Here is a 24759-nt window from a genome sequence, read left to right on the forward strand (position 1 = left end):
CGCTGAGGGCGAGAAGCTTGCGGCTGAACCCGAAGGCGGCTGCTCCGCGGCGCGCCCTGGTGGGGCGCTCACCCCGAGTTCGGCAACGTCGTCGATTTCGACCTCGGCTGCACGCCGTGCGGGGCGCGATGCGGTGTCGTTCACCTGTCTCCTGACGTCTGTCGTGGGGTCCCAGTCGGGAAGTCCCCCGAACCTTAACAACTTCTCAGGATTCTCTCAAACTCGGGTCCCCGGTTGTGGACAAGTGTCACCCCTGAAACCCTGTCGGGCTGCTTGAGCCGGGCGGTAGTGTGTGCGGCGTCAGTCATCGCACAGACCCAAAGGAACAACGTGGATCTCTTGGAGTATCAGGCGCGCGACCTGTTCGAGCGGAGCGGGGTGCCCGTGCTGCCAGGCAGGACGGCCACCACCCCGAGGAGGCGGTAGTTGCGTATCGCGCCCTCGGCGCGGACCTCGCCGTGATCAAGGCGCAGGTGCGCACCGGTGGACGGGGTAAGGCCGGGGAGTCAAGCTCGCCCGGGTGAGGAGGCGGTCGCGAAGACGGCCGCCGAGATCCTCGCCCTCACGATCAAGGACCACCCGGTCGAGACGGTGATGCTGAGCCCCGGAGCCGACATTGCGGAGGAGTTCTACTTCTCGATCCTCCTCGATCGCGCCGCGGCGGCTACCTCGCCATGTGCAGCATCGAGGGGGTGTCGAGATTGAGACCCTCGCCGTCGAGCGCCCCGAGGCGCTCGTGAAGGTCGCGCTGGACCCCGGCGAGGGCATCACGCCCGCCGTGGCCCGCCGCATCGTGGACGAGGCCGGGTTCCTGCCCGGCGACCACGAGTCCGTCGGCGTGGTGCTCCAGAAGCTGTGGCGGGTGTTCACCGACGCCGACGCCACCCTCGTCGAGGTCAACCCGCTCGTCAAGACCGGCGACGGCCGCATCATCGCCCTCGACGGCAAGATCACCCTTGACGGCAACGCCGGGTTCCGGCATCCGGAGTGGGAGGCCTACGACGAGGACACCGGCGACGTCGACCTCGAACGTCAGGCCCGTGAACTCGATCTCAACTACGTGAAGCTCGACGGCACCGTCGGCGTGATCGGCAACGGAGCCGGGCTCGTGATGAGCACCCTGGACGTCGTGGCCGCAGCGGGCGCCGACCTCCCCGGCTCACCGAGGCCCGCCAACTTCCTCGACATCGGAGGCGGCGCGTCCGCCGCCGTGATGGCCAACGGGCTGCGCATCATCATGGGCGACCCCAGGTGAGGTCGGTGTTCGTCAACGTCTTCGGCGGCATCACCGCCTGCAGCGACGTGGCCAACGGCATCGTCAACGCCCTCGACATGCTCGGTGACGAGGCCCGGCTGCCGATCGTGGTGCGCCTCGACGGTAACTCCGTGGAGGTGGGCAAGGCGATCCTCGCGGAAGCGAACCACCCGTTGATCACGGTCAAGAACACCATGGACGAGGCCGCCCGCACCGCGGCCCGACTCGCGGCCGAAGGGAACTGAGCCACTCATGTCGATCCTCATCAACGCGTCCTCGCGCGTCCTCGTCCAGGGCATGACAGGCAGGGAGGGGCGCAAGCACACCCAGCGCATGATCATGTCCGGAACCCGCATCGTCGGGGCGTCACCCCCGGCCGGTCGGGTGAATCGGTCCTCTTCGAGGAGGACCCGGTGCCCGTGTTCGGCTCCATGGTGGAGGCGGCCGCGGCCACCAACGCCGACGTCTCCGTGGTGTTCGTGCCCCCGAAGTTCGCGAAGGCCGCCGTCCTCGAGGCCGTCGAGGCCGAGATCGGGCTGTGCGTCGTGATCACCGAGGGCATCCCGGTGCACGACTCGATCGAGTTCCTCGCCGCGGCCAAGGAGTCCGGCACGCGCATCATCGGGCCGAACTGCCCGGGCCTCATCTCTCCCGGCAAGTCGAATGTCGGCATCATCCCCGCCCACATCTCCGGGCCGGGCGGATCGGGCTCGTGTCGAAGTCGGGCACCCTGACCTACCAGATGATGTATGAACTGCGCGACCACGGCTTCTCCACCGCCATCGGCATCGGCGGCGACCCCGTCGTCGGCACCACGCACATCGACGCGCTGCAGGCCTTCGAGGACGACCCCGACACCGACATCATCGTGATGATCGGTGAGATCGGTGGCGACGCGGAGGAGCGGGCCGCCGACTACATCAGGGCGGGGATCACCAAGCCAGTGGTCGGGTACGTCGCCGGGTTCACCGCGCCCCCGGCAAGACGATGGGCCATGCCGGCGCCATCATCACAGGGTCCGCGGGCACCGCAGCGGCGAAGAAGGAGGCCCTCGAGGCGGCGGGGTGCTGGTGGGGAGACCCCGTCACTCACCGCCCAGTTGGCCCGTGACGCCATCGCGCGCCTGCGTGGCAGCCGCGCCTGAGCGCACCCTGACACACGGTGAGGCGCCCCACGGTGACCCGTGGGGCGCCCACGCATGCGCTCCGGTGGGACGTCGAGGCTCAGGGGCCTGGGTGAGCCGGACGGCGGTCCGGTCGGCCAGCGCGGTGAGCTCTGCATCGGTGAACTTGTACGTGGCGTCGACGGTCACCAGCGAGTAGGAGACGCGGGTGCCCGCGATGCTGACGATGGCCTGCCAGGCGTTCTTCGTCGACGACGACTGCTCGCGGTTGATGGCGAAGATGCGGGAGGATCCCGCATGCCGTCGGCGCCGGTGGATGCGACGCCGGGAAGCTCGGTGATCGTGGAGCCGAGGAGCCGGGACTTGCAGCTGGCGATGTTGCCGCCCAGCTTGTTGACGAACGCCGCCGCATCCTCAGCGGAGGCGAACGTGAACACGGCCTGGTCGACGCCGAACAGCGAGGGGCCTGGTCGTCCTGCGTCAGCTGGAAGCGGGTCACCTGACGCTCGGTCGGACCCGCCTCGCTCGCCAGCGTCATATTCTCGCAACCGGTGCCGAACGTGCCGAGCGCGGACTGCGCCGAGGCGGACCACAGCCCGGCGCCCTCCCGGATGCGGGCAGGTCGGAGGCGATCAGCCAGCCGGGGGCTCAGCGGCGGGAACCACCGTGGGCGTGACCACCGGGCCACCTCGGCGGTGGTGCCCTGGGCCTCGTTGATGGCCTTCTGCGGCCTGGTCAGCGCGGCGGCCAGCGCATCCGCGGTCACCGGCTCCCCGACCCTGCGTACGTCGAGCAGCTGGAGGGTCGCGCCCTCCTGGGTCAGCAGCAGGGTGTGGAAGTCGCCCGCGACGTCGTCGCTGGCGAGGTTGATCTCGAACGCGCGGGTCGCGAGGCCCGTCACGGAGCTCGCCCCGACGATCCGCGCGGGCACCAGCTGCGCGGAGCAGTCCGACAGGGCCGCGATCCGCTCCTCCATCACAGATCCGGCGGCGGTCTCGTCGGCGTAGGCGTCGATCCGGTGCAGGGCGGCGAGCTTGTCGTCGGTGGCGGTCGAGAGCGTGCGCTGGAGGCTGTGGGTCGGGTTCACTTCACCCTTCAGGGAACTGAGGCAGAACGCGAAGCTCTTGTGGTCGGCGACGGCCTCGGTGGTGGCCACCTCGCTCCAACCGGAGGCGGCGGCGATCGGGGACAGGTCCTGCGGGGTGACCAGATCGTCCGTGGTGACGGGCTCCGCGATCGGCGACGCGCTGGCGCTCGGAGTTGCGGACGTGGAGACAGACGGGCTGGGACCCGGTCCGCCCTCGCGGACACCCCGCGCGATGAAGAAGGACGAGAGGCCGAGCACGAGGGCCGCGGCGAGTCCGCCGACCGCCCAGGCCGTCAGCCTCGGGCGGTGGGCCTCCAACCAGGACCCGTCAGGCGCGTGGTCGGCCTCGGCGGGCGTCGTGCCCGACAGGGCCGAACGGCGCGGCGCGGGGCTGGGGATGGCGGACGAACGGGGGAACACGGGCGCGGGAATGGGGGTCGACGCATCGGGAGCAACCCCACGGGCGCCCGACGGGGCCGGGCCCGACGCGGAGTCGCTCCCGGGCCGTGCGAAGGGGTTCGCGGCCGCACCGGAGGTCGGCTCATCGCCGAGACCGGGCTCGGGTTCATCCGGCGAGCCGCGTCGCGCGCTCTGTGCCGCCCCGGCTGGGGTATCGTCAAAGCCGTCGGTCTCCGGCTCATCGGACGTCCAGGCCCGGCGAGGTCGTTTCGCCTCACCATCTTCCATGCCGTCCACCTCCCATCGACCGGGGTCAGATCTCTTTCGTTGGGCAAGACTACCGTCGGAGCAAAAGAACATGCGAGACCTTCAAGGGGAGATTCGGGTTGGCAAGGACATCCACTAAGCCGAGAACCGTCGCTGTCGATGTCGACGAGGCCAGGTTGCGCACTCCGCGGCACTCGCCGGTGCCCTGGCAACTGGCCACGGTGGTCGGCCCCGTCGCGGTGCTGCTCGCCGGTTGGCTCGTCCTCGCCTCGCTCAGTGCGGTCGGCTGGTTGACCTCCCCGACGTGGGCATCGGCGAGGCGCTCGAGCTCGCCACCCGGGTGCTGCTGCTCGCCAACGGCGCGCCCACCGTCATCGGCGGCCTCCCGGTGGGGATCGTCCCGCTCGGCATCTCGGCACTCCTGATCCTGCTCGCCGTCCCCGTGGCCTCGTTCGCCGCCCGGCAGGCCGCCGGGCACGGTGGGGAGCCTGATGACACGGGAAGGCTGTGGGTCGATGGTGAGGCCATCACGCTCCGCGTCGGCGGTGCCTTCGCGGGCTCCTACTCCGTCTCCGTGCTGATTCTCGCGGCGATCATGGGTTCACTGTCTGCGCAGGCGGTCTTCGGGCGGTGGCGATCGGGGTCGTGTCGGGCCTGTGGGGCGCCGCCCGCGGCGTCGGCTACGACCCGACGCGCGGGTGGCCCGAATGGCTCCGCAGCGTCCCCCGCGCGATGGGCGCCGCCCTGCTCACCGTCCTCGCGGGAGGAGCTGTGCTGCTCACGGTCGCGCTCATCGCCGGCGGTGACCGGATCTCCGCGATCACCGACGGCCTCGGTGGGGGACCGGCCGCGGTTTTCCTGCTGACGGTGCTGCACCTGGCCTATCTGCCAAACTTCGTGCTCGCGTGCGTCGCGTGGCTGCTCGGCGCGGGGATCACGGTCGGCGAGGGGTCGCTGGTGACCATGGCCGCCTCCGACGCGGGCCTGCTGCCCGCCATCCCGATCTTCGGAGCGGTGCCACCCCCGACTCGGGATCCACCGCCAACTTCTGGTGGCTGCTGGTCGGGGCCCTCGCCGGCGCGGTGGCCGCCGCCGTCGTGACGCTCGCACGTCCGCGGGCCCGGTTCGACTCGACCGCACTGGTCGGCGCCCTCGCAGGCGTGCTGGCCGGGCTGCTCGTCGTGGTGGCGTGCGCCCTCGGCTCCGGATCGCTCGGGGCGGACCGACTCGCGGTGATCGGCGCCCGGACCGGCCCGCTCGCGGTGTTCGCGCCGACGTTGCTCGGGCTCTCCGGGCTCACTGTGGGCCTCGTGCTCGGGCTGCTCAGACGGCCGGACACCGCCCGGAGGCTGACGCATCCGCCGCCGCGGCGGAGGCCGTAGAGTTCGGGGAGTGAAAACCAAGGTCGTCGTTCTGCTCTCCGGCTCGGGCACTCTCTTCCAGGCTCTCCTCGACGCGATCGACGCAGGCGGGGTGGATGCGGAGGTCGTGGCCGTCGTGTCCGATCAGCCGTCGGCGCAGGGTCTGGAACGTGCCCGCACCCACGGGATCCCGGCCATCGCCCACCCCCTCGGGAAGGGCGGCGACCGGGCAGCCTGGGACCGTCGACTGACCGACATCGTCGCCGAATTCGAGCCGGATCTGGTCGCCTCGGCCGGCTTCATGAAGTTGGTGGGCGACGCGTTCCTCGATCGCTTCGGCGGCCGCACCATCAACACCCACCCGCGCTGCTGCCCAGCTTCCCCGGCATGCACGGCCCGCGTGACGCGCTCCGGGCAGGGGTGAAGGTGTCCGGGCCACCGTCTTCGTGGTCGACGCAGGCGTCGACACCGGTAGGATTCTGCTCCAGGGGCCGTCGACGTGTTGCCCGAAGATGACGTCTCGTCCCTCCACGAGCGCATCAAGGTGGTGGAACGCCGCCTCCTCATCCAGGCCGTCTCCGAATGGAAGAAGGAACACCAGTGACCGATCTGATCCCCTGCGCCGAGCGCTCGTCTCCGTCTACGACAAGACCGGGCTCCTCGAACTCGGCCGCGACCTCGCCGCCGCGGGTGTGGAGATCGTCTCCACGGGCTCCACCGCCGCAAAGCTCGCCGAGGCCGGCGTGCCTGTCACCCCGGTCGAGGCCGTCACCGGCTTCCCGGAGTGTCTCGACGGCCGGGTCAAGACCCTCCACCCCATGGTGCACGCCGGCATCCTCGCGGACCGCCGCCTTGAGAGCCACCGCAACCAGCTCGACGAGCTCGGGATCGCCCCGTTCGACCTCGTGATCACCAACCTGTACCCCTTCGAGGCCACCGTCGCCTCGGGCGCCACCGAGGACGAGTGCGTCGAGCAGATCGACATCGGCGGGCCGACCATGGTGCGGGCCGCGGCCAAGAACCACCCGTCGGTGGCCGTCATCACCTCGGCTGACCAGTACCGGGGCTGCGCGACGCGCTCGCCGCAGGCGGTTTCACGCTGCAGCAGCGCAAGGAACTCGCCGCCGCCGCGTTCGTGCACACGGCCACCTACGACGTCGCCGTCGCCAGCTGGATGGGCAACGTGCTCACCGATTCCTCCGACGGCACCGGGTTCCCGGCCTGGGTCGGCGGCACGTGGCGCAAGGTCAACGACCTGCGCTACGGCGAGAACTCGCACCAGGGGCCGCGGTCTACCGCAGCAACGGCATGCCCGCCGGGTTGGCGGAGGCCACCCAGCTCCACGGCAAGGAGATGAGTTACAACAACTATGTCGACGCCGACGCGGCCCGCCGCGCCGCCTACGACTTCGCCGGCCCGCCGTCGCCATCATCAAGCACGCCAACCCCTGCGGCATCGCGGTGGGCGCCGACGTCGCGGAGGCGCACCGCAAGGCCCACGCCTGCGACCCCGTCTCCGCCTTCGGAGGCGTGATTGCGGCCAACCGCGCCGTCACCGTCGCCATGGCCGAGCAGGTCGCCGAGATCTTCACCGAGGTGATCGTCGCCCCGGGTACGAGGACGGCGCCGTCGAGGTGCTGCAGCGCAAGAAGAACATCCGCATCCTGGTCGCGCCCGACGCCACCAACGCCGGCATCTCGCTGCGCCAGATCGACGGCGGCATGCTGCTGCAGCACAGCGACGCGATCGACGCCGACGGTGATGACCCGGCCAACTGGACGCTCGCCGCCGGTGAGGCGGTCGACGGGGCCACGCTCGCGGACCTCACCTTCGCCTGGCGCGCGGTGCGCGCCGTCAAGTCCAACGCCATCCTGCTCGCGCACGACGGTGCCTCCGTCGGCGTGGGCATGGGCCAGGTCAACCGTGTCGATTCCTGCCACCTCGCCGTCGACCGTGCGGGTGAGAGGGCCAGGGATCGGTTGCCGCCTCGGACGCGTTCTTCCCGTTCGCCGACGGACCGCAGGTCCTGCTCGACGCCGGGGTGCGCGCCATCGTCCAGCCCGGCGGGTCGGTGCGCGACCAGGAGGTCGTCGACGCCGTGAAGGCGGCGGGAGCACGATGTACTTCACCGGCACCCGCCACTTCTTCCACTGAGGAGCTGACGCATGACCGCAAGCAGGCTCGACGGCAAGGCCACCGCCGCCGCGATCAAGTCCGAACTCACGGCCCGCGTCGCGGCGCTCCGCGCAAGGGGGGTCGTTCCCGGCCTCGCCACCGTCCTGGTGGGGAGCGACCCGGCAAGCCAGAACTACGTCCGGATGAAGCACCGCGACTGCAACGAGGTCGGCATCGAGTCGATCCAGGTCGAGCTGCCCGGCGACGCCACGGCCGACCAGCTGCGTGAGGCGATCGGGGGCTGAACGCCGACCCCGCCTGCACCGGCTACATCGTGCAGCTGCCGATCCCGCGCCACCTGGACGAGAACTGGGCGCTGAGCCTGATCGACCCCGACAAGGACGCCGACGGGCTGCATCCGATCAACCTCGGCCGGCTCGTGCTGAACGAGCCGGCGACGCTCCCCTGCACCCCGCGTGGCATCGTCGAGCTCCTCCGCCGTCACGGTGTGCCGCTGAAGGGCGCGGAGGTGGTCGTGGTCGGCCGCGGCATCACCGTCGGGCGTCCACTCGGCCTCATCCTCACCCGGCGCAGCGAGAACGCCACCGTCACCCTCTGCCACACCGGAACCCGCGATCTCGCGGCACACACGCGGGAGGCCGACATCGTGGTGGCGGCGGCAGGCGTGCCCCACATGATCACGGCCGACATGATCCGCGAGGGCGCCGCGCTCGTCGATGTGGGGGTCAGCCGGGTCGACGGGAAGACGGTCGGAGACCTGGCCCCGGACGTCTGGGAGAAGGCTGCCTGGGTCACGCCGAACCCCGGCGGGGTCGGTCCCATGACACGGGCCATGCTGCTCAGCAACGTGGTTGACAGGGCTGAAATCCTCGATGGCCGATAGACCCGACAAGCCGGCGGAGTCGTATCCGCTGAACCCGTGGCCGCTGGTGGCGGTCGTGGGGGTCCTGCTCGCTGGGGTGGGCGCGGCGGTGCTCGGCCACTGGCGGACGGCCTCGCTGATGGCGGCCGCGGCCCTGCTGCTCGGCGCCCTGCTGCGCCTGATGCTGCCACGGCGCATCGCAGGCCTGCTGGTGATCCGGCGCCGGTGGATCGACGTGACGGTGATGGCGGTGCTCGCCGTGGCGACCTCGGCCGTCGCGGTCATCGTGCCCGCCGACTGACGCCCGGCCCCAGCGGAGACGTAAGAGAAAAAGGGGAGAGGCCCGTCGCGATGCGACGGGGCCTCCCGTGTCTGCTGCCGGAGGGGTGATCAGCCCCCGACCGGCAGGTACCAGGCGTTGACGCCGCCGCTTCCGGCCTGCCAGGACATGACGAGCGATCCACCGTCGCGCAGGGCCGCCGAGGCCTGCTTCGACAGCTTGAAGTGGACCTTGGAGTTGCCCGTCCTGACGTTCTGGGTGAGGCTCGCCAGCAGGTGGCCGCCCATGTCGTCGCCCCACGGGGCCGCGGTGATGTCGTCCGGCGAACAGGTGGAGAAGCCGAGCGTGTCGCCCGCGCAGCTGCTGACCCACACCGGGACCATGCCGAAGTCGCCGTGCCATGCGAAGACCCGCAGGGTCCCCGCCTCGGTTGCGCGCAGGTCGAACATCGCCTGTGCCGGGTTGACCTTCAGGTTGCTGACGGTGAGCGCCCGGTTCGGCTCGAGGCCGGAGATCGGGACGCCCCTGGTGGCCGACTGGAAGATCGTCTGCGGCGACTCCACCCCGCTCAGCGCGGTGTCGGGCACGATCGGCGTGGCCGGGGTCGTCGAGCGGTCGGCCGGGCCGTGTAGCCGTCGAGGTACGCGTGACCCCAGCGGTAGGGCTCGGACTGCTGGCTGCCGAACGGCGACCATGCGGTGCGGGTCTTTCCGATGTAGGTGTCGACGTCGGAGTCGTACGGCGTGACGTTCAGGCCCAGGTAGTCCGGGTCGACGTCGTTGGTCGCCTGCACGCCCGTCGGGGCGGTGCCGGTGACGACCGCGGCGGGCAGGTTGGCCAACGGGATCTTCGTCTCGATGGTGTAGCTACCGCCTGCGTAGGTGCCGTCCGCGTTGCGGGTCACCTGGACGGCGACCTGCTGCCCGGGCGAGTTGGGGGCGTCTTCGATGGTCGCTGCGAGCGGCCCCGACGAGAAGCCCTGGTGGTTGTCCGCGTCGCGGCTCCAGCAGGGCCGTCCACGCCGTTGCCCGCGGTGTTGCCCGGGTCGGTCGTGTACGGCATGATGCCCGACTTGAACGTCGTCGACGTGTCGCGCGACCCGCCGACGGGATCCAGCAGCACCTCGACGGAGTCGACGAGCCAGTGACCGAAGCACCGCTCCGGCGGCGCCGCGGCGCTCACCTTGTCGTCGACCACCTTCGCGATGACGTACAGGTCGTCACCGTTCCACGACATGCGCAGCGTGCTGCCCGCGCCGCAGTCGGTGCCGTCAGGGTTGCAGACCGCTCCCTCCCAGCGGCGACCGATGTTCAGCTCGGGACCGTAGGAGGCATCGGGCATGCCGTCGACCGTCGGCGCGGTCGCGGACTGTGGGATCACGGTGGTGGGCACGACGTACAACCCGAGGGTCTCAGTGCTGGTCGATCCTGCCGCCGTGGTGGTGATCGCCATGTTGGCGACGATGCCGCCCAGATCGGCGGGGTTTGTGTGGGTGATCACGAAGTCGACCGTGGTGCTCTGCCCGGCGGCGAGGCCGGTGTAGGCCTTCGTCGTCGCGTCCGCGGTCATGCCTGCGGGCAGCGTCAGGGTGACGTCGCCGGACTGGGTCGCCTCGGTGCGGTTGCTGACCACGACGGGCACGGTGATGGACTCGCCCGCGCCGATCTTGGTCACGGCGGCGGACCGGCCGCCGACCTGGGTGAACTGGGCCGCCCAGTCGTCGTACTCGGAGAAGTTGCCCCAGCGCTGGAAGCGGCCCTCCACGCCAGCGACGACCTCGACGCGGGTGTCGGTGTAGGCGGTGACGGAGCCGTTGTCGAACTGGGCGCTGATGGGAAGCAGTGCGAGGTCGGCGTCAGGGTGACCGACAGGGTGACGCTCGCGGTGCTGCCAGCGGTGATAGGCCCAAGCGTCGCGTCACCGGAGACGGTCCAGCCGGCGGCAGGCCGAGGGTGACCTGACCGGCGGGATGGTCCCCGCGCCGGAGCGTGCGCTGACGGTGACGTCGAAGGGTACGCCGGGCGCCTGGAAGTAGTCGTCGACGCTCAGCTTGTACGTGGAGCCGAGCGGCATGCCACCCGGGTCGGGCAGCACCGCGCCGTAGAGGATGGCCTCATCCTTGCCGTTGGCAGCGGAGCCGTTGGGCTGGAACGGGACGTTCGACTGGGCGATGCCGTAGCGCAGGCACTGGGGTGCGTAGACGCCGGTGAACTTGGGCCGGGCCTGGGTCGCGTGGGCCATGAAGCCCTCACGGCCCACCTGCGCCCAGGTCATCGGGCTTCCCGCAGGCAGCCCCTGGATGTTGCCGTCGAGCCACTTGTACGGTGAGTCGTAGCCGCTCCAGGTGCCGACCACCGTGTACGGGTTGTTGGCGGCGGGCACGAAGCCCGTCTGGCAGTCGGGCGTCGTGGTGCTTCCTCCGGTGCCGGTCGTGGATGCCCCGAGGTGATCGTCTTGACCTGCCACGGCTGCACCGCGTCGGGGCCGACCAGTTGCTCCGGGAACTTCGTCGGGTCGGCCGCCATGGCGGAGGCCTCCCAGATCACGCGCCCGGCGTACTGGTGGTTGCCGTGGCCGACGGCCATGGAGGGGAGAAGCCGACGAGGACGTCGGGGCGGGTCTCGCGGATCACGCGGACCACCTGGCGCTGGATGCGCTCGGAGCCCCACAGCTCCTCCGTCAGCGCGGCGCTGGTGTTGTAGAAGAAGTCGACGGCATCGATGTTGTAGATGTCGACGGTGCCGGAACGGTAGTGGGAGGCGCGGTCCTCATTCTCGCGTCGCAGGCCGAGGGCGGGACCGGCCTCACTGCCGACCGAGTTGGATCCGCCCTCACCGCGGGTGAGCATGATGATGCCGCAGGAGATGTCGTACCTGTCCTGCCAGACGCCGCACGGTGTGATGAAGCTCGCGTCGTCGTCGGGATGCGCCCAGAGGCCCATCACGTTGATCTTGGTGGCCGGAGCCTCGGTTGAGACCGAGCTGCCGGTTGTTGCGGCCTGGTCGGCGGTCGCCGGCAGGGCCAGCGACAATCCGAGCCCGATGGCCCTACGAGGGCGAGGAGACGCCTGCCCTGTGAGTGTTTCTGCATGGATGGATCCACCCTTCCGAACCCGGACTGCATCGTCCGCTTCAGCCTGTCTTGGACGTGTTCACCCTAGGCTGGGCATGCATGACAAAGCAATGGTTTGCACGGATTTGATTGAAAAAGTGTTATGCCTTGTCGGAGTGGGGTTCGGTCAGGCACCGGTGCCTGACAGGCGCTGCGTTGACGGCCTCCGGCGCGTCATGGTCGCAGAGCCGCATGCGGGGCCGTGCGCGACAAGGCCCGCCCCGGCTGAACGGTCGCGCGGGGCGGGTCGGCGGGGACGGTTGCGCCCCGCGGCCAGGGGGTTCCCCTCAGGCGCCCTCTGGCCGTCCGCGTCGGTAGCCGAGGTGGGAGGCGAGCGCGAAGGTGCCCTCGGCGCGACGCACCCCGTGCACCTCGTGGGTGGGGATCAGGTCGGCGAGGAAGGCGTAGTCGCGTGCGATGTAGGCCGCACGGAGGTCGCCATCGGTGGCCCGCTTGGACACGTCGCGCCACCAGTCGGCGATGTCGCCCCAGCCCGGGGCCGCGAGTGAGCCCCGAAGCGGCGAACCGCCATCGAGGCGCTGAGCGAAGCGAAGCGGAGCCTCATCTCCAGGGCCACCTGGCGAGCGTGCCGAGCACGATGGAGGCGGCGAACACGTCGCCGGCGCCGGTCGGATCGATCGCCTCGACGGGGACGGACGGGCAGTAGGCCTCCTCACCCGTGGTGCCGTCGATCGCGAAGCTGCCCCGACGCCGTCGGTGACAACGGCGAGCGGTACCCGCTCGGCCAGTTTGCGGACTGCGTCGGTGGGTCGTTCGGTGCGCGTGTAGGCCATCGCCTCGACCGCGTTGGGCGTGAATGCGTGGCAGAACTCCAGAGGGGCGAGCCTCGCCTGGTCCCACTCGCCGGTCTCGTCGAAGCCGATGTCGGCGAACAGGAGCGTGCCCCGCTCGCTGAGGGTGCGCCAGTGCGGGCCCTCGGAGTTCAGGTCGATGGCGGCCGCACGGGCCTGCGGAGCGGCCAGCAGGGCGTCCTCCAGCGATTCGGGCAACCCGTGGGCGTGTGTGACCATGCCGCGGTCGCCCCGGAAGGCCATCGAGACGGTGATCGCCGAGTGGAAGTTGTCGAAGCGGCGCGACGCGGACAGGTCGATGTGTTCATCCTCGGAGAGCACATCCCACATCCAGTCCGCGTAGGCGTCGTCGCCGAAGCCCGTCACCAGCCCGGTGCGCAGGCCGAGGCGTGCCGTGGCCGTTGCGAGGTTCGCGATCCCGCCGGGGCACGATCCCATGCCGGTCGAGTACAACTCCTCGCCCGGCTCGGGAAGCCGCGGCAGGCCCGAGAAGATGAGGTCGAAGAACAGCGGGCCGGTCGTCAGGACGTCCAGCGGTGGCTCCGACCCGGTACGGGTCGCGGCAAGCGGATCCCAGGTCCAGCACTCCTCGCACTGGATGTCATCGTGTTCGTGATCGTGGTGTCCGGTCATTCCTTCGCAGCCCCTCGAGCATGCCGTTGATGAAGTAGCGCTGCAGGAAGAGGAACGCCACGATGATCGGGGCCGCGATGATCACGCCGCCGCGGAGAGCAGGGCATGGTCGGCGGTGTACTGACCCTTGAAGATGGAAAGGCCGAGCGGTGCGGTGCGCCACACCCCGGACGGGCTCATGATCAGCGGGATGAGGAACTCGTTCCACGTCCACATGAACATCAACACGGCGACCGTCGCCACGGACGGCAGGGCGGGTGGGAGCATGATGCGCCGCAGGGTGCCGAACCCGCTCGTTCCGTCGATCGCGGCCGCCTCCACCAGGTTGGGTGGCATCGCCCGGAACTGGCTCCGCATCCAGAACGTGCCGAATGCGACGGACTGGGCGATCTGCGGGAGCGCTACCGCCCAGATCGTGTCGGTCAGCCCGAGCGAGCGCAGGTCGAAGAACAGCGGGATCACGATGGCCTCGGCAGGCACCATCATGCCGAGCAGGAAGAGGTAGAACAGCAGCGTCGAGCCGCGGAACTTCATGGTGCCGAAGGCGTAGCCAGCGAGGATCGACAGGGTCAGCGCCACGCTGACCACCAGGATGGCGACTAGCAGGGAGTTCAGCAGCGCGGGGCCGAACCTGCCCAGCTGCCAGGCCTCGACGAAGTTCTCGAAGTGGAGGCCGCCTTCGGTGACGCCGATGGCGGGGCGCACCGCGGTGATGGCGATCGTGAGGATCGGGGTGATCGCGTACAGGGCGAACAGGGACAAGATGACGTAGTTGAGCGTCTTCTCACCGGTCGAGACCTTCATCGCTTCTCCTCCCCGATCCGGGACACGACCACGTTGATCAGGAACACCAGGAGGGTCAGAACCACGGCGACCGCGGAAGCCGAGCCGACCTCCTTCAGGTTGAAGGCCCGGTTGTAGACCTCGTAGCTGGGCACGGTGGTCGCCGTGCCCGGGCCGCCACCGGTGGTCACGTAGACCAGGTCGAACGTCTTGAGTGCCGAGATGATCGTCAGTACCAGCGCGGTGGTGATCTCGGCCTTCACGGAGGGAAGCGTGATGGCGAAGAACTCGGAGATCGGGCCTGCTCCGTCGAGGCGCGCGGCCTCGTAGAGGTCGTTCGGGATGCGGCCCATCCCCGCGAGCAGCAGGAGCATCACGAGACCGGTCTGGAGCCAGAAGCCCACCATGCCGACCGCGGGGAGCGCGAAGATCGGGTCACCGAGCCAACCCGTGTCACGCTCTCGAGGCCGATCGCCTTGAGGGCCGCGTTCAGGAAACCGTTCGGCGCGTAGATCTGGTACCAGGCGACCGCGACGACCACCAGGGCGATCACCTGTGGCATGAAGATGACGGCGCGGAAGAAACCGAGCCCTTGACCTGCCCCTCCGCAGGATGGCGGCGAGCACCAGCCCGACGATCAGGGCAGGACCGAGTAGAAGATGATCAGGATGAGGGCGTGTGTGACGGCGGCGATGAAGCGGCGGTCGTCCAACAGGGCGACGTAATTGTCGAACCCCACGAAGGTCGATGGGCCGAAGCCCGGCCAGTCGTACAGGGAGAACTGCGCGGCCCGCAGCAGCGGGTAGAGCAGGAACCCTGCGTAGATCAGAAATGCCGGTAACAGATAGAGGTACGGCGTGAACCGCCCCGGACCACTGCCGAGGGCGATCCCCGTCGCTTCCGCGCCGCGTCGCTCACTATCCGTGAACCCCTTGTAGTCGGCCTCGAAGTCACCGAGCACCTGCTCGGGGTCCTCTGACCGCCGAGCACCTCCTGGAGGCCCTGGCCCGCGGTGTCCGAGAAGGTCGGCGTCGCGTAGTCGAGGTAGGGGAGCAGGGTGCCCTCCTGCGAGACCTTGTCGAAGGCCTCGAAGATGTCCTTGTTGACGCCGCTCGCCGGGGCGAGGGCCGCGGTGTCGAGGACGGGGAACCCGCCGTTCTGGGCGATCAGCTTCATGGCCTCCGACGTCGTGATGAAGTCGATGTAGGCCGCGGCTGCCGCCGTGTTCTTCGCCTTTGCCGGGATCGAGAACGGGATGCCGGTGCCGCCGGTGGTGGCGAGCTTGCCGTCGATCGCGGGCGGCGGGCCATGAACCGCAGGTCGTCGCCCATGACCTTCTCCATGTCGGTGCCGAGCCACGAGCCGCCAGGCAGGAACACGCCGGTGCCCTTGGTGAACTCGTTCCAGGCCGCGTCGTAGTCGGTGCCGTTCGGCGAGGAACCGAAGTAGCCCTTCGAGCCCCAGTCGGCGAACTTCTGCATGGCGGCCTTGTTTCCGTCACTCAGCCAGGAGGCCCCGCGTTGCCCATGCCCAGCTTGACGACGTCCGCCGGGTCGACGTAGTTGGCCTGGAGGGGCCGAAGACGTGCAGCGCGGGCCACTTGTCGATGTTGCCGAGGATCATGGGCTGCTCGCCCTTTGCCAGCGCGGCGTCGAGCTGGGAGAAGTACTCGTCCCACGTGGTCGGCACCTTGATGCCCAGTGCGTCGAGCTTCTTCTGCGAGTAGTAGATGCCGACGACCTCGCCGGTCTGGGGCAGGCCGTAGAGGTTGCCCTCGCCGAACGTCTTGCCGTCGGCGCTGTAGCGCACCTTCGACAGGACGGAGGTGGGGAAACGATCCTCCCAGCCGAACTGCGTCGCGTAGGCGGACAGGTCGGCGAGCTGGCCGGCCTTGACGAACTGGCCCATGTCGGCGCGCGCGTTGTTGACCTGCACGACGTCAGGCACGTCGTTGCCGCTGAGGGCGAGCGACACCTGCGCCTTGAGGTCGTCGAACGACTGGCTCTTGCGTTCGATCTTGATGTTGGGGTACTTCTCCTGGAACGCCTTGTTCAGCGCCTCGAGCGCGTCGTTCTGGCTGCCGCGGACCTCCTGGTCCCAGACGACGAGCGTGATGTCGCCCAGTGCACCCGGGTCCTGTGACGCTGCGGGGCGGTCGGGCTGTTGGTTGCGCCCGGGGTAGGGGCGCTCTCTCCGGGCGCGCAGGCGGACAGGGCGCCTGCGCCTGCCACGCCGGCCACGCCGAGCACGAAGCTGCGGCGGGTAAACGGACGAGATGACATGGGTGGTCCTCCTTGACGACTCTGGTGGCTTGATTCTGCCATGAATTGGCGGATTGTGCTCGAACTTTGTCCATCTTGCTTCAAAAACGCTGATAAGGTCGACGCATGCTGACCGATGTCCGTCAGCGACGGACGGTCGAACTCGTGTACCAGCAGGGGTCGGCATCCGTTCCGGAGCTGGCAAAGATGCTTGGTGTGTCCGAGGCGACCGTGCGTCGTGACCTGGACCAACTCGCCGGGAGCGGTCTTGTGGACCGTGTCCGGGGAGGTGCCTGTCGACCCCGCAACGTGCGCGCCGAGGCCGACGCGGCGGCCTTCAATGTGGTGGCGACGCAGGAGCCCGCCGAGAAGCAGGCCATCGCCCGCGCCGCGGCGCGGCTCGTCAATGACGGCGACGTCATCGCCCTCGACATCGGAACCACGGTGCACGCCATGTGCCAGTACCTGCGCACCCGGGAGATCACGGTCGTGACCGCTTCGCTCGCGGTGGTGCGTTCGCTGGCCGACGCGCCCGGTGTGGACCTGGTGGTGATGGGCGGTGTCCTGCGCCCCAACTACGAGTCGATGGTCGGTGTGCTGACCGAGTCGTGCCTGCGCCAGGTGCGGGTCGACATCGCCTTCCTCGGAGGAGCCGGTGTGCGCCCCGACGGTTCCGTCGTCGACTCGACACCCAGTGAGGTCCCCATCAAGCGGGCCATGATGGACATCGCCTCCGCGAAATGGCTGCTGGTCGACCACGCCAAGTTCCCGGGCGTCGGGTTCCTCGAGGTGAACAACATCGAGGCCTTCACGGGACTGATCACCGACCGTCCCTTTCCCCGGAACAACTCATCCTTCCGCCCTCATCCACCTTGGAGGTCCTCGTCCCATGAAACTCGTGATCCTGGGAGGCGGGGGCTTCCGCGTCCCGCTCATCTACGACGCCGTCGCGTCCAACGTCCTCGGCGAGGGCTCAGTGGCCATCGACGAGATCGTGCTGCACGACAACTCGTCCGCGCGGCTCGAGGCCATCGCGAGCGTGATCGACCGGCACGCGGCCGACTTCGACGACCCGCCCCGCGTCGGCTATTCGACCGACCTCGCGGAGGCGCTGCAGGGCGCCGACTTCGTGTTCAGCGCCATCCGCGTCGGCGGCACCGAGGGCCGGATCCGCGACGAGAAGGTCGCGCTCGACCTCGGGCTGCTCGGCCAGGAGACCATCGGTCCCGGCGGCCTCGCCTACGCGCTGCGCACCATCCCCGTGATGCGCGAGGTGGCCCGGACGATCGCCAGGGTCGCTCCCGACGCCTGGACCATCAACTTCACCAACCCCGCCGGCATCGTCACCCAGGCAATGCGCGAGTTCCTCGGCGACCGCGTCGTCGGGATCTGCGACACGCCCATCGGGCTGGTGCGCCGCGTCTCCCGCGTCCTCGGCGTCTCGCTCGAGCGGGAGCACAGCCGCGTCGACTACGACTACGTGGGCCTGAACCACCTCGGCTGGCTGCGGTCGGTGACCATCGACGGCGAGGAGGCGCTGCCGCGCGTGCTCTGCGATGACGCCCTGCTCGATCAGATCGAGGAGGCGCGCGTCGTAGGCAAGGACTTCGTGAAGGCGATGGGGTCGCTCCCCAACGAGTACCTCTACTACTACTGGAGGACCGAGGAGGCGATCCAGAACATCCTGGCCGCCGACGAGACCCGCGGCGAGTACCTGGCGCGGCAGCAGGCCGACTTCTACCGCATGGTGGAGGAGGCAGGCTCCCCGCTGGACGCCTGGCGCGAGGCCCTGCATGAGCGGGAGTCCACCTACATGGCAGAGTCGCGGGACGGGGATGAGGAGCGCCGCGAGGAGGACATCGCCGGCGGCGGCTACCAGGAGGTCGCGCTGCGGCTGATGAACGCGCTCGCGACCGGCCGACCCGAGCGCATGATCCTCGACGTCGGCAACGGGGCACCCATCCGCGGTGATCCCGGAGTTTCCAGATGACGTCGTCGTCGAGGTTGGCTGCATCGTGGACGGCGACGGTATCCACCCCATCCCGGTGGCCCCGCTCGGGCTGCGGGAGCTCGGCATCATGGCGCGGCTGCGCGGCTCCGAGCAGGCGATCGCCGACGCCGCCGCCTCGGGAAACGAGGAGCTGGCGTGGGTCGGGTTCTCGCTGCACCCGCTCGTCGACTCGCCGCGGCTGGGGCGCCAGCTCCTCGACGGCTACCTCGAGGCGCACCCGCAGCTGAGGGAGATCTTTCCTCGGGAGAGGTAGGGATCGGGTCTCTCCGGCGGGCTGACGGTGCCTCCGTCAGGAGCGGTGCGGATAGGTCCCGAAGTTGTCGCCGGGGCGGCCCGCAACGGGCCGCCATGACGGCGACGGTCCGAGGGCGCGGTCGACCTCGCCACGCTGGGCGATGATGAGACCGACCAGTTCTCGGTGCAGCTGCAGCCACTCGGATGGCGGCTGGCCCGAGCGGTCCCGGCCGAGCCGTCCCCGCAGCAGCGCAAGCTCGGTCGTGTTCTGGACGAACCCGGTGAGCTGCGCCCTCGCGGGACCCGCCTCCGCCAGCACCGCCTTCCTCGCGCCGAGGTCGGCGAGCCATCCCGCCTCGAACGGGGTGAGCCAGCCGAGGTGCACCATGACCGGCAACTGCTCGCGCACCGTTGCCCGCTCCCAGTTGCGTGAACTCACCCCGATGACGATCAGCCCGGTGAAGAGGAGCACCTCGATGCCCGCGGTCATCAGGAACCCGGAGCCGCCGAACAGTGTGGTTGATGCGTTGTGCAGGAAGTGCAGCGCGACCGCCAGGCACCAGAACGCGAAGGGGAACACAATTCGCATGGCGCCGCGGACGTTGAGCCCGAGCCAGATGCCGATCGAGACGACGATGGTCAGCATCGGGTGGAGGAACGCGACCAGCAGCAGCCGCACGACGATCATCTGCAGGCTCTCGCCGACCGTCCCGGGTTGCAGCGCGTATCCGATGTTCTCGATCCAGGAGAACCCGAGCCCGACCATGCCGCCGTAGACGATGGCGTCGGTGAGCGAGTTGAACTCCGCCCGGCCCCTCCTGGAGGTGAGCAGCACCAGCACGAGGAACAGCGCCTTTGTCGTCTCCTCGATGAAGGGTGCCGAATACATGGCCGTCGCCTCCATGTCGCCGGTGGCGGCGAGGTACACGGTGTTGACGATGCCGCTGATCAGCGCGGACACGCCCGCGCCCCAGAGGAACGCGCCGACCGTGAAGAGCGGCGGCTCGGGCTCCCACCGGTCGAGCCAGGTCAGGAACCACACGCCGAGCAGCGCCACCAGGGAGAACACGCTCACCGAGAGGAACGAGGCCACGGGCGGCCGGTCGAGCACGACGAGCATTCCGATCAGCGTGCCGAGCGCGCCCAGGATCACAGCGATCAGCGGGACGACGAACGCCTGTGCCTTGCGTCGTGGCGCAACCCGCGGGGCGGTGCCCATGACGGCACGGAAGGTGGCCCTTGCGGGGCGGGACCGGCTGGTACGGGTGAGTCACGCGGCACAGCCTACGGCCGGTCGATGCCACGTTTGAGCGGCGCAACGGGCCCACTAGGATTGCGCCATGTCATCTGCCACCCCCGGTCCGGTGCTGCGACGACGGGCCGGGGCGACGAACGCCCGATGCCGTCCGACCGGTCCCGCTACATCCTCTTCGGCGAGATGCTCGTGTTCGCGACCATCAGTCTGATCGCCTCGTTCGTCCTCGCCTACGATGCGCTGATCCTCGCGGCCGACCCGGACGCCGTCCTCGCCTGCTCGATCAACGCGATCTTCGACTGCGCCAAGGTGGGGTCCACTCCGCAGGCCAACGTCTTCGGGTTCCCCAACGCGTTCCTCGGCCTGATCTCCGAGCCGGTGGTGATGACGATCGCCGTCGCGTCGCTGTGCCGGGTGCGGTTCCCGAAGTGGTTCATGTTCACCGCGAACGTCGTGTACCTGCTCGGCGTCATCTTCGCCTACTGGCTGCTGTTCCAGTCGACCTTCGTGATCGGGGCACTGTGCCCTGGTGCCTGACCGTCACGCTGGCTACGACCTTCGTGTTCTTCTCCATGACGCACTGGAACATGCTCGAGGGCAACATCTACGCCCCTCCCGCCGTCCAGGAGAAGCTGCGCGGCTTCGCGCGCGGCGGTTGGCTCACCATCATCCTGATGGTGTGGCTCGTGATCGTCGTGCTCCTCGAGGTGCTCAAGTGGGGTTTCCGGCTGTTCTGACCATGCCCTGCAGGCCGCCCCGACCCCTGGGGTAAAGTCCTTCGCACAGGACCTATGAGAGGAAATGAAGTGAGCACTGAGGCTCCCGTCAAGATCGCCGTCACCGGCGCGGCAGGTCAGATCTGCTACAGCCTGCTGTTCCGCATCGCCAGCGGTTCGCTGCTCGGCGACCGTCCCATCGAGTTGCGTCTCCTCGAGATCACGCCCGCGCTGAAGGCGCTCGAGGGTGTGGTCATGGAGCTCAACGACTGCGCGTTCGGCAACGTCGTCAACATCGAGATCGGCGACGACCCGCGCAAGGTCTTCGACGGGGTGAACCTCGCCATGCTCGTCGGCGCCATGCCCCGCAAGGCAGGGATGGAGCGCGGCGACCTTCTCTCGGCCAACGGAGCGATCTTCACCGCGCAGGGTAAGGCCCTGGGCGACGTGGCCGCCGACGATGTCAAGGTGCTGGTGACCGGCAACCCGGCGAACACCAATGCGCTGATCGCCATGAAGAACGCCCCCGACATCCCGGCCGAGCGGTTCAACGCGCTGACCCGCCTCGACCACAACCGCGCCATCTACCAGTTGGCCGCGAAGGTGGGCGTGCCCGTCACCGACGTCAAGCACATGACCATCTGGGGCAACCACTCGGCCACGCAGTACCCCGACCTGTTCAACGCGCTCGTCAACGGCGAGAACGCCGCCGAGAAGGTCGCGGACCAGGCCTGGATCGCCGACACGTTCATCCCGACGGTCGCCAAGCGCGGCGCCGCCATCATCGAGGCCCGTGGTCTGTCGTCCGCGGCCTCGGCAGCCAACGCCACCGTCGAGCACATGCGCGACTGGGTCCTCGGCACCCCGACGGTGACTGGGTCTCGATGGCCGTGCCGTCCGATGGTTCCTACGGCGTGCCGGAGGGGCTCATCTCCTCGTTCCCCTGCATCGTCAAGGATGGCAGGTACGAGATCGTCCAGGGCCTCGAGCTGAACGACTTCTCGCGAGCGAAGATCGACGCCTCGGTCGCCGAGCTGGTCGACGAGCGCAACGCGGTCACCGAACTCGGCCTCATCTGAGTACCTCCGGTCTCATCTGAGTACCTCCGGTCTCATCTGAGTACCTCCGGTCTCATCTGAGTACCTCCGGTCTCATCTGAGTACCTCCGGTCTCATCTGAGCCGGTCCCAACCCACCGCACGCAGGCGGCCCGCCCCGAAGGGGCGGGCCGCCTCGCTCTGCAGCGACTCAGTGGTCGAGGGCGCCCTCGGCGCCTGCGCCGGTCATCGACCGGACCTCCATCTCGGCCGCCTGATCGGCGTAGGCGTCGCCGTCGGGCTTCAGCACCGAACCGAGCCAACCGAGGAAGAAGCCGACCGGCACCGACACGATCGCGGGGCTGTCGATCGGGAACCAGGCGAAGTCCGCGTTGGGGAACATCGACGACGGCGTGCCGGACACGGCGGGGAGAAGACGATCAGGACAACGGCGGTGATGAGGCCGCCGAAGATCGACCAGACGGCGCCGGCGGTGGAGAACCGACGCCAGTACAGCGAGTACAGGATCGACGGCAGGTTCGCCGACGCGGCCACCGCGAAGGCGAGCGCCACCAGGAAGGCGATGTTCTGCCCGTTGGCGACGATGCCGCCGACGATGGCGAGCAGGCCGATCGTGACCGACGTGGCCCGCGCGACCTTCACCTCCTTCTCCGGCGAAGCCTTACCGTCGCGCAGCACGGAGTTGTAGATGTCGTGCGCGAACGAGGCTGACGCGGTGATGGTGAGGCCCGCCACGACGGCGAGGATCGTGGCGAACGCGACTCCCGCGATGACCGCCATCAGGACGGTGCCACCCAGTTCGTAGGCGAGGGCGGGGCGGCCGCGTTCGCGCCACCCGGCATGTCCTTGATGGCCTCCGGGCCGACCAGCCAGGCCGCGCCGTACCCGAGCACCATCGTGAACAGGTAGAACCCGCCGATGAGCCCGATGGCCCAGGTCACCGAGCGGCGGGCCTCCTTCGCGGTGGGCACCGTGTAGAAACGCATCAGCACATGGGGAAGGCCGGAGGCGCCGAGCACGAGCGCGATGCCGAGTGACACCAGCGCCAGCGGATCCTTGTACCGCTCCATCGGGGCGAGCAGGTTGATCTCCGAGCCGTCGGCCTTCGTCGTGGCCATCGCCTGGGTGAGCAGTTCGGAGAAGTTGAAGCCGACCATGGCGAGCACCCAGATCGTCATCACGGCCGCGCCGAGGATCAGCAGGATCGCCTTGATGATCTGCACCCACGTCGTGCCCTTCATGCCTCCGATGAGGACGTAGCCCACCATCAGCAGGCCCACGATGGCGATGACGATGTTCTGGCCGATGGGCGATGAGATACCGAGCAGGAGCGACACGAGCGCGCCGGCGCCCGCCATCTGGGCCAGGAGGTAGAACAGGGAGACGGCGAGCGTCGAGATCGCGGCCGCGAGGCGCACGGGCTTCTGCCGCATCCGGAAGCTGAGCACGTCGGCCATCGTGTACTTGCCCGTGTTGCGCAGCGGCTCCGCCACGAGCAGCAGCGCGACGAGCCAGGCCACGAGGAAGCCGACGGAGTAGAGCAGGCCGTCGTAGCCGTAGAGGGCGACGGCGCCGACGATGCCGAGGAACGAGGCGGCCGACAGGTAGTCGCCGGCGATGGCGAACCCGTTCTGCCTGCCGTCGAAACGGGCGCCACCGGTGTAGAAGTCACCCGCCGTCTTCTTCCCGCCGCGGGTCACACGGATCACCACGAACATGGTGAAAACGACGAAACCGGCGAAGATGCTGATGTTCAGGACGGGGTTGCCCAGGCGGGTCTCGAGGAGTTCGATCATGCCCGTCCCTCCTCAAGCTCGGTGCGGATCTGCTCGGCGATCGGATCGACCCGCTTGTTGGCGTGCCAGACATACAGGCCGGTGATGACGAAGGTGCTGATGAACTGGCCGATGCCGAGAAGCAGGCCGAAGGTGACCTCCCCGATGACGGGGTCATCATGAGGTCCCTCGCGAAGATCGAGCCGAGGACATAGAAGAGGTACCAGGCGAGGAAGACGGCGGTCATCGGGAAGGCGAAGGAGCGGAACCGACGCTTGAGTTCGGCGAAGTCCTTGGACTGCTGGACCCTGTGGAACTCGGCTGCGCTGATGGGGGCTCGGAACCGCCCACGCTGTGATCGGACATGTGTGGTCTCTTTCCTGTGCTGCGCGACGCTGCGCATGCGAGACATTAACCCTATCGCGGCCGATTCGGCCGATTGCGACCGATTTGCGCGTTCCGGTGGCCGAACGGCCAACGCGCTGGTGCCGCTAGCATTGCGCCCATGTCGCAACTCGTCGTGACCCTCGACTGCCCTGACCGCCCCGGCATCGTGCATGCCATCACGGGGGCCATCATCGCCTTCGGCGGCAACATCACGGAGCTGCAGCAGTTCTCGTCGCCCGACTCGGGCACTTCTTCACCCGCATCGAGGTGGAGGGCTCCGAGAAGGCTCCGCTGGAGGCCGGCATCCGGCAGGCGACCCAGCGGTTCGGCGCGCACCTGCGCGTCGACGACGCCGAGCGACCCGTGCGCACGCTCATGCTCGCCTCGAAGGCCGGACATGCCCTGAACGACCTGCTGTTCCGGTGGCAGGGCGGCGAACTGCCGATCGACGTCGTCGGCATCATGGCCAACCACGACGTGCTCGCGCCGATGGCCCAGTTCTACGGCGTGCCGTTCGAGAGCCGCCAGGTCAGCCCGAGACGAAGCAGGAGTTCGAGGCGGAGGTGCGCAGGGTCGTCGAGGAGCAGGACATCGAGCTGGTGGTCCTCGCCCGCTACATGCAGATCCTCAGCCCTGAGCTGTGCGAGTTCCTGGCCTGGCGCGCCATCAACATCCACCACTCCTTCCTGCCCGGCTTCAAGGGTGCGAACCCTACCGGCAGGCCCACACCCGCGGCGTGAAGCTGATCGGCGCCACCGCGCACTTCGTGACCAGCGATCTCGACGAGGGCCCGATCATCGAGCAGAACGTGGTGCGGGTCGACCACTCCATGAGCGTGGCCAAGCTGATGCGCAAGGGCCAGGCACAGGAGTCCCAGACGTTGGCCGAGGCGGTCCGGCTGTTTGCGGAGCACCGCGTGCTCACCGACGGTGACCGCACCGTCATCTTCCGATAG

Annotated in this window: 20 protein-coding genes and 11 pseudogenes; 16 read left to right on the forward strand and 15 right to left on the reverse strand. The window is 69.0% G+C overall.

All coding sequences use genetic code 11. The features are described 5' to 3' along the window. Positions 1-330: 330 nt before the first annotated feature. Together sucC and sucD are read left to right on the forward strand one after the other, a co-directional pair. Positions 331-1500 (forward strand): annotated as a pseudogene (gene sucC, locus G7085_RS17535) (ADP-forming succinate--CoA ligase subunit beta). Positions 1501-1507: 7 nt separating this feature from the next. Next, positions 1508-2399, forward strand: a pseudogene (sucD, locus tag G7085_RS17540) (succinate--CoA ligase subunit alpha). A 79-nt stretch (positions 2400-2478) separates the two neighbouring features. Here the strand turns inward: sucD and G7085_RS17545 are convergent. After that, positions 2479-4152 carry a hypothetical protein gene (locus tag G7085_RS17545; RefSeq protein ID WP_197511910.1) on the reverse strand — a complete coding sequence of 558 codons (1674 nt, stop codon included), beginning with the start codon at positions 4150-4152 and terminating at the stop codon, positions 2479-2481. A gap of 319 nt (positions 4153-4471) precedes the next feature. On the opposite strand from G7085_RS17545, the pseudogene G7085_RS27380 reads away from it, so the two are divergent. The 6 genes and pseudogenes from G7085_RS27380 (at position 4472) to G7085_RS17580 (ending at position 8790) form a co-directional block, all read left to right on the forward strand. Further along, positions 4472-5232 (forward strand): annotated as a pseudogene (locus tag G7085_RS27380) (cell division protein PerM). Continuing rightward, positions 5190-5513 (forward strand): cell division protein PerM, encoded by a 324-nt coding sequence (locus G7085_RS30990; protein ID WP_269452210.1) that lies wholly within the window; start codon positions 5190-5192, stop codon positions 5511-5513. The pseudogene G7085_RS27380 and the gene G7085_RS30990 overlap by 43 nt, the downstream one beginning before the upstream one ends. 10 nt (positions 5514-5523) lie before the next feature. Continuing rightward, positions 5524-6096 (forward strand): annotated as a pseudogene (gene purN, locus G7085_RS17565) (phosphoribosylglycinamide formyltransferase). Beyond that, positions 6005-7645, forward strand: a pseudogene (purH, locus tag G7085_RS17570) (bifunctional phosphoribosylaminoimidazolecarboxamide formyltransferase/IMP cyclohydrolase). Before purN ends, purH begins: the two co-directional pseudogenes overlap by 92 nt. 11 nt (positions 7646-7656) lie before the next feature. After that, a pseudogene (locus G7085_RS17575) lies at positions 7657-8510 on the forward strand (bifunctional methylenetetrahydrofolate dehydrogenase/methenyltetrahydrofolate cyclohydrolase). Further along, positions 8500-8790, forward strand: a complete 291-nt coding sequence (locus tag G7085_RS17580; protein WP_197511914.1) for a DUF3017 domain-containing protein — start codon at positions 8500-8502, stop codon at positions 8788-8790. The pseudogene G7085_RS17575 and the gene G7085_RS17580 overlap by 11 nt, the downstream one beginning before the upstream one ends. 89 nt (positions 8791-8879) lie before the next feature. Here G7085_RS17580 and G7085_RS17585 read toward each other — a convergent pair whose 3' ends face one another. The 11 genes from G7085_RS17585 to G7085_RS27400 form a co-directional block, all read right to left on the reverse strand. After that, a complete protein-coding gene (locus G7085_RS17585) occupies positions 8880-9356 on the reverse strand; it encodes a hypothetical protein (RefSeq protein WP_197511915.1) in 477 nt (158 codons plus the stop codon). Beyond that, positions 9338-9673 (reverse strand): sugar-binding protein, encoded by a 336-nt coding sequence (locus G7085_RS17590; protein WP_197511916.1) that lies wholly within the window; start codon positions 9671-9673, stop codon positions 9338-9340. The genes G7085_RS17585 and G7085_RS17590 overlap by 19 nt, the downstream gene beginning before the upstream one ends. Continuing rightward, positions 9670-10533, reverse strand: coding sequence for a sugar-binding protein (locus G7085_RS33055; protein ID WP_197511917.1), 864 nt, complete (start codon positions 10531-10533; stop codon positions 9670-9672). Before G7085_RS33055 ends, G7085_RS17590 begins: the two co-directional genes overlap by 4 nt. A 153-nt stretch (positions 10534-10686) precedes the next feature. Then, positions 10687-11235 carry a hypothetical protein gene (locus G7085_RS17600; RefSeq protein ID WP_197511918.1) on the reverse strand — a complete coding sequence of 183 codons (549 nt, stop codon included), beginning with the start codon at positions 11233-11235 and terminating at the stop codon, positions 10687-10689. A gap of 76 nt (positions 11236-11311) precedes the next feature. Continuing rightward, complete coding sequence (locus G7085_RS17605; protein ID WP_197511919.1) at positions 11312-11800, reverse strand: PIG-L family deacetylase; 489 nt, start codon at positions 11798-11800, stop codon at positions 11312-11314. A 367-nt stretch (positions 11801-12167) separates the two neighbouring features. After that, positions 12168-13325 carry a carbohydrate kinase family protein gene (locus tag G7085_RS35485; protein ID WP_231979657.1) on the reverse strand — a complete coding sequence of 386 codons (1158 nt, stop codon included), beginning with the start codon at positions 13323-13325 and terminating at the stop codon, positions 12168-12170. Between the two features lie 81 nt (positions 13326-13406). Beyond that, the gene (locus G7085_RS17615; RefSeq protein WP_231979658.1) at positions 13407-14129 is read right to left on the reverse strand and encodes a carbohydrate ABC transporter permease; all 723 of its coding nucleotides are present in this window, start codon (positions 14127-14129) and stop codon (positions 13407-13409) included. After that, positions 14126-14734 (reverse strand): carbohydrate ABC transporter permease, encoded by a 609-nt coding sequence (locus G7085_RS17620; protein WP_197511920.1) that lies wholly within the window; start codon positions 14732-14734, stop codon positions 14126-14128. The genes G7085_RS17615 and G7085_RS17620 overlap by 4 nt, the downstream gene beginning before the upstream one ends. Before the next feature lie 199 nt (positions 14735-14933). Further along, the gene (locus G7085_RS27390; RefSeq protein ID WP_231979659.1) at positions 14934-15284 is read right to left on the reverse strand and encodes a hypothetical protein; all 351 of its coding nucleotides are present in this window, start codon (positions 15282-15284) and stop codon (positions 14934-14936) included. Beyond that, positions 15281-15589 carry a hypothetical protein gene (locus tag G7085_RS27395; protein ID WP_231979660.1) on the reverse strand — a complete coding sequence of 103 codons (309 nt, stop codon included), beginning with the start codon at positions 15587-15589 and terminating at the stop codon, positions 15281-15283. The genes G7085_RS27390 and G7085_RS27395 overlap by 4 nt, the downstream gene beginning before the upstream one ends. 16 nt (positions 15590-15605) lie before the next feature. After that, entirely contained in the window at positions 15606-16556 is a 951-nt protein-coding gene (locus tag G7085_RS27400; RefSeq protein WP_231979661.1) for an ABC transporter substrate-binding protein, read from the reverse strand. Between G7085_RS27400 and G7085_RS35490 the strand changes: the two are divergent. The 3 genes and pseudogenes from G7085_RS35490 to G7085_RS30995 form a co-directional block, all read left to right on the forward strand. Further along, positions 16496-17140: pseudogene (locus G7085_RS35490) on the forward strand (DeoR/GlpR family DNA-binding transcription regulator); the annotation flags it as partial. The gene G7085_RS27400 and the pseudogene G7085_RS35490 sit on opposite strands and share 61 nt — an antisense overlap. Before the next feature lie 118 nt (positions 17141-17258). Continuing rightward, positions 17259-18359 (forward strand): family 4 glycosyl hydrolase, encoded by a 1101-nt coding sequence (locus G7085_RS17640; RefSeq protein WP_269451905.1) that lies wholly within the window; start codon positions 17259-17261, stop codon positions 18357-18359. Positions 18360-18384: 25 nt separating this feature from the next. Further along, a complete protein-coding gene (locus G7085_RS30995) occupies positions 18385-18633 on the forward strand; it encodes a family 4 glycosyl hydrolase (protein WP_331715763.1) in 249 nt (82 codons plus the stop codon). A 36-nt stretch (positions 18634-18669) separates the two neighbouring features. On the opposite strand, the gene G7085_RS17645 is transcribed toward G7085_RS30995, so the two are convergent. Continuing rightward, positions 18670-19833, reverse strand: coding sequence for a PrsW family intramembrane metalloprotease (locus tag G7085_RS17645; RefSeq protein ID WP_197511922.1), 1164 nt, complete (start codon positions 19831-19833; stop codon positions 18670-18672). 180 nt (positions 19834-20013) lie between these two features. Between G7085_RS17645 and G7085_RS17650 the strand changes: the two genes are divergently transcribed. The 3 genes and pseudogenes from G7085_RS17650 (at position 20014) to G7085_RS17660 (ending at position 21664) form a co-directional block, all read left to right on the forward strand. Next, on the forward strand, positions 20014-20406 hold the full coding sequence (locus G7085_RS17650) for a vitamin K epoxide reductase family protein (protein ID WP_197511923.1): 393 nt from the start codon (positions 20014-20016) through the stop codon (positions 20404-20406). Beyond that, a complete protein-coding gene (locus G7085_RS17655) occupies positions 20391-20606 on the forward strand; it encodes a hypothetical protein (RefSeq protein WP_197511924.1) in 216 nt (71 codons plus the stop codon). The genes G7085_RS17650 and G7085_RS17655 overlap by 16 nt, the downstream gene beginning before the upstream one ends. Before the next feature lie 54 nt (positions 20607-20660). Beyond that, positions 20661-21664, forward strand: a pseudogene (locus tag G7085_RS17660) (malate dehydrogenase). 260 nt (positions 21665-21924) lie between these two features. Here the strand turns inward: G7085_RS17660 and G7085_RS31000 are convergent. Both G7085_RS31000 and G7085_RS35495 read right to left on the reverse strand, forming a co-directional pair. After that, positions 21925-23438, reverse strand: a pseudogene (locus G7085_RS31000) (solute symporter family protein). Continuing rightward, positions 23435-23976, reverse strand: a pseudogene (locus G7085_RS35495) (DUF485 domain-containing protein). Before G7085_RS35495 ends, G7085_RS31000 begins: the two co-directional pseudogenes overlap by 4 nt. On the opposite strand from G7085_RS35495, the gene G7085_RS27425 reads away from it, so the two are divergent. Further along, positions 23923-24210, forward strand: a complete 288-nt coding sequence (locus G7085_RS27425; RefSeq protein ID WP_231979664.1) for an ACT domain-containing protein — start codon at positions 23923-23925, stop codon at positions 24208-24210. The pseudogene G7085_RS35495 and the gene G7085_RS27425 sit on opposite strands and share 54 nt — an antisense overlap. A gap of 16 nt (positions 24211-24226) precedes the next feature. After that, positions 24227-24759, forward strand: a pseudogene (locus G7085_RS27430) (formyltransferase family protein).

Origin of the sequence: Tessaracoccus coleopterorum, assembly GCF_011174705.1 — a bacterium.
Lineage (GTDB): Bacteria > Actinomycetota > Actinomycetes > Propionibacteriales > Propionibacteriaceae > Arachnia > Arachnia coleopterorum.

Coding starts and splice junctions, on each gene's coding strand:
- G7085_RS17545 (WP_197511910.1), bottom strand. CDS start 4,152: ATGGAAGATGGTGAGGCGAAACGACCTCGCCGGGCCTGGACGTCCGAT.
- G7085_RS17580 (WP_197511914.1), top strand. CDS start 8,500: ATGGCCGATAGACCCGACAAGCCGGCGGAGTCGTATCCGCTGAACCCG.
- G7085_RS35485 (WP_231979657.1), bottom strand. CDS start 13,325: ATGACCGGACACCACGATCACGAACACGATGACATCCAGTGCGAGGAG.
- G7085_RS17615 (WP_231979658.1), bottom strand. CDS start 14,129: ATGAAGGTCTCGACCGGTGAGAAGACGCTCAACTACGTCATCTTGTCC.
- G7085_RS27390 (WP_231979659.1), bottom strand. CDS start 15,284: ATGAAGCTGATCGCCCAGAACGGCGGGTTCCCCGTCCTCGACACCGCG.
- G7085_RS27395 (WP_231979660.1), bottom strand. CDS start 15,589: ATGCAGAAGTTCGCCGACTGGGGCTCGAAGGGCTACTTCGGTTCCTCG.
- G7085_RS27400 (WP_231979661.1), bottom strand. CDS start 16,556: ATGCCGACCCCTGCTGGTACACGAGTTCGACCGTCCGTCGCTGACGGA.
- G7085_RS17640 (WP_269451905.1), top strand. CDS start 17,259: ATGAAACTCGTGATCCTGGGAGGCGGGGGCTTCCGCGTCCCGCTCATC.
- G7085_RS17645 (WP_197511922.1), bottom strand. CDS start 19,833: ATGGGCACCGCCCCGCGGGTTGCGCCACGACGCAAGGCACAGGCGTTC.
- G7085_RS17650 (WP_197511923.1), top strand. CDS start 20,014: ATGCCGTCCGACCGGTCCCGCTACATCCTCTTCGGCGAGATGCTCGTG.
- G7085_RS27425 (WP_231979664.1), top strand. CDS start 23,923: ATGTCGCAACTCGTCGTGACCCTCGACTGCCCTGACCGCCCCGGCATC.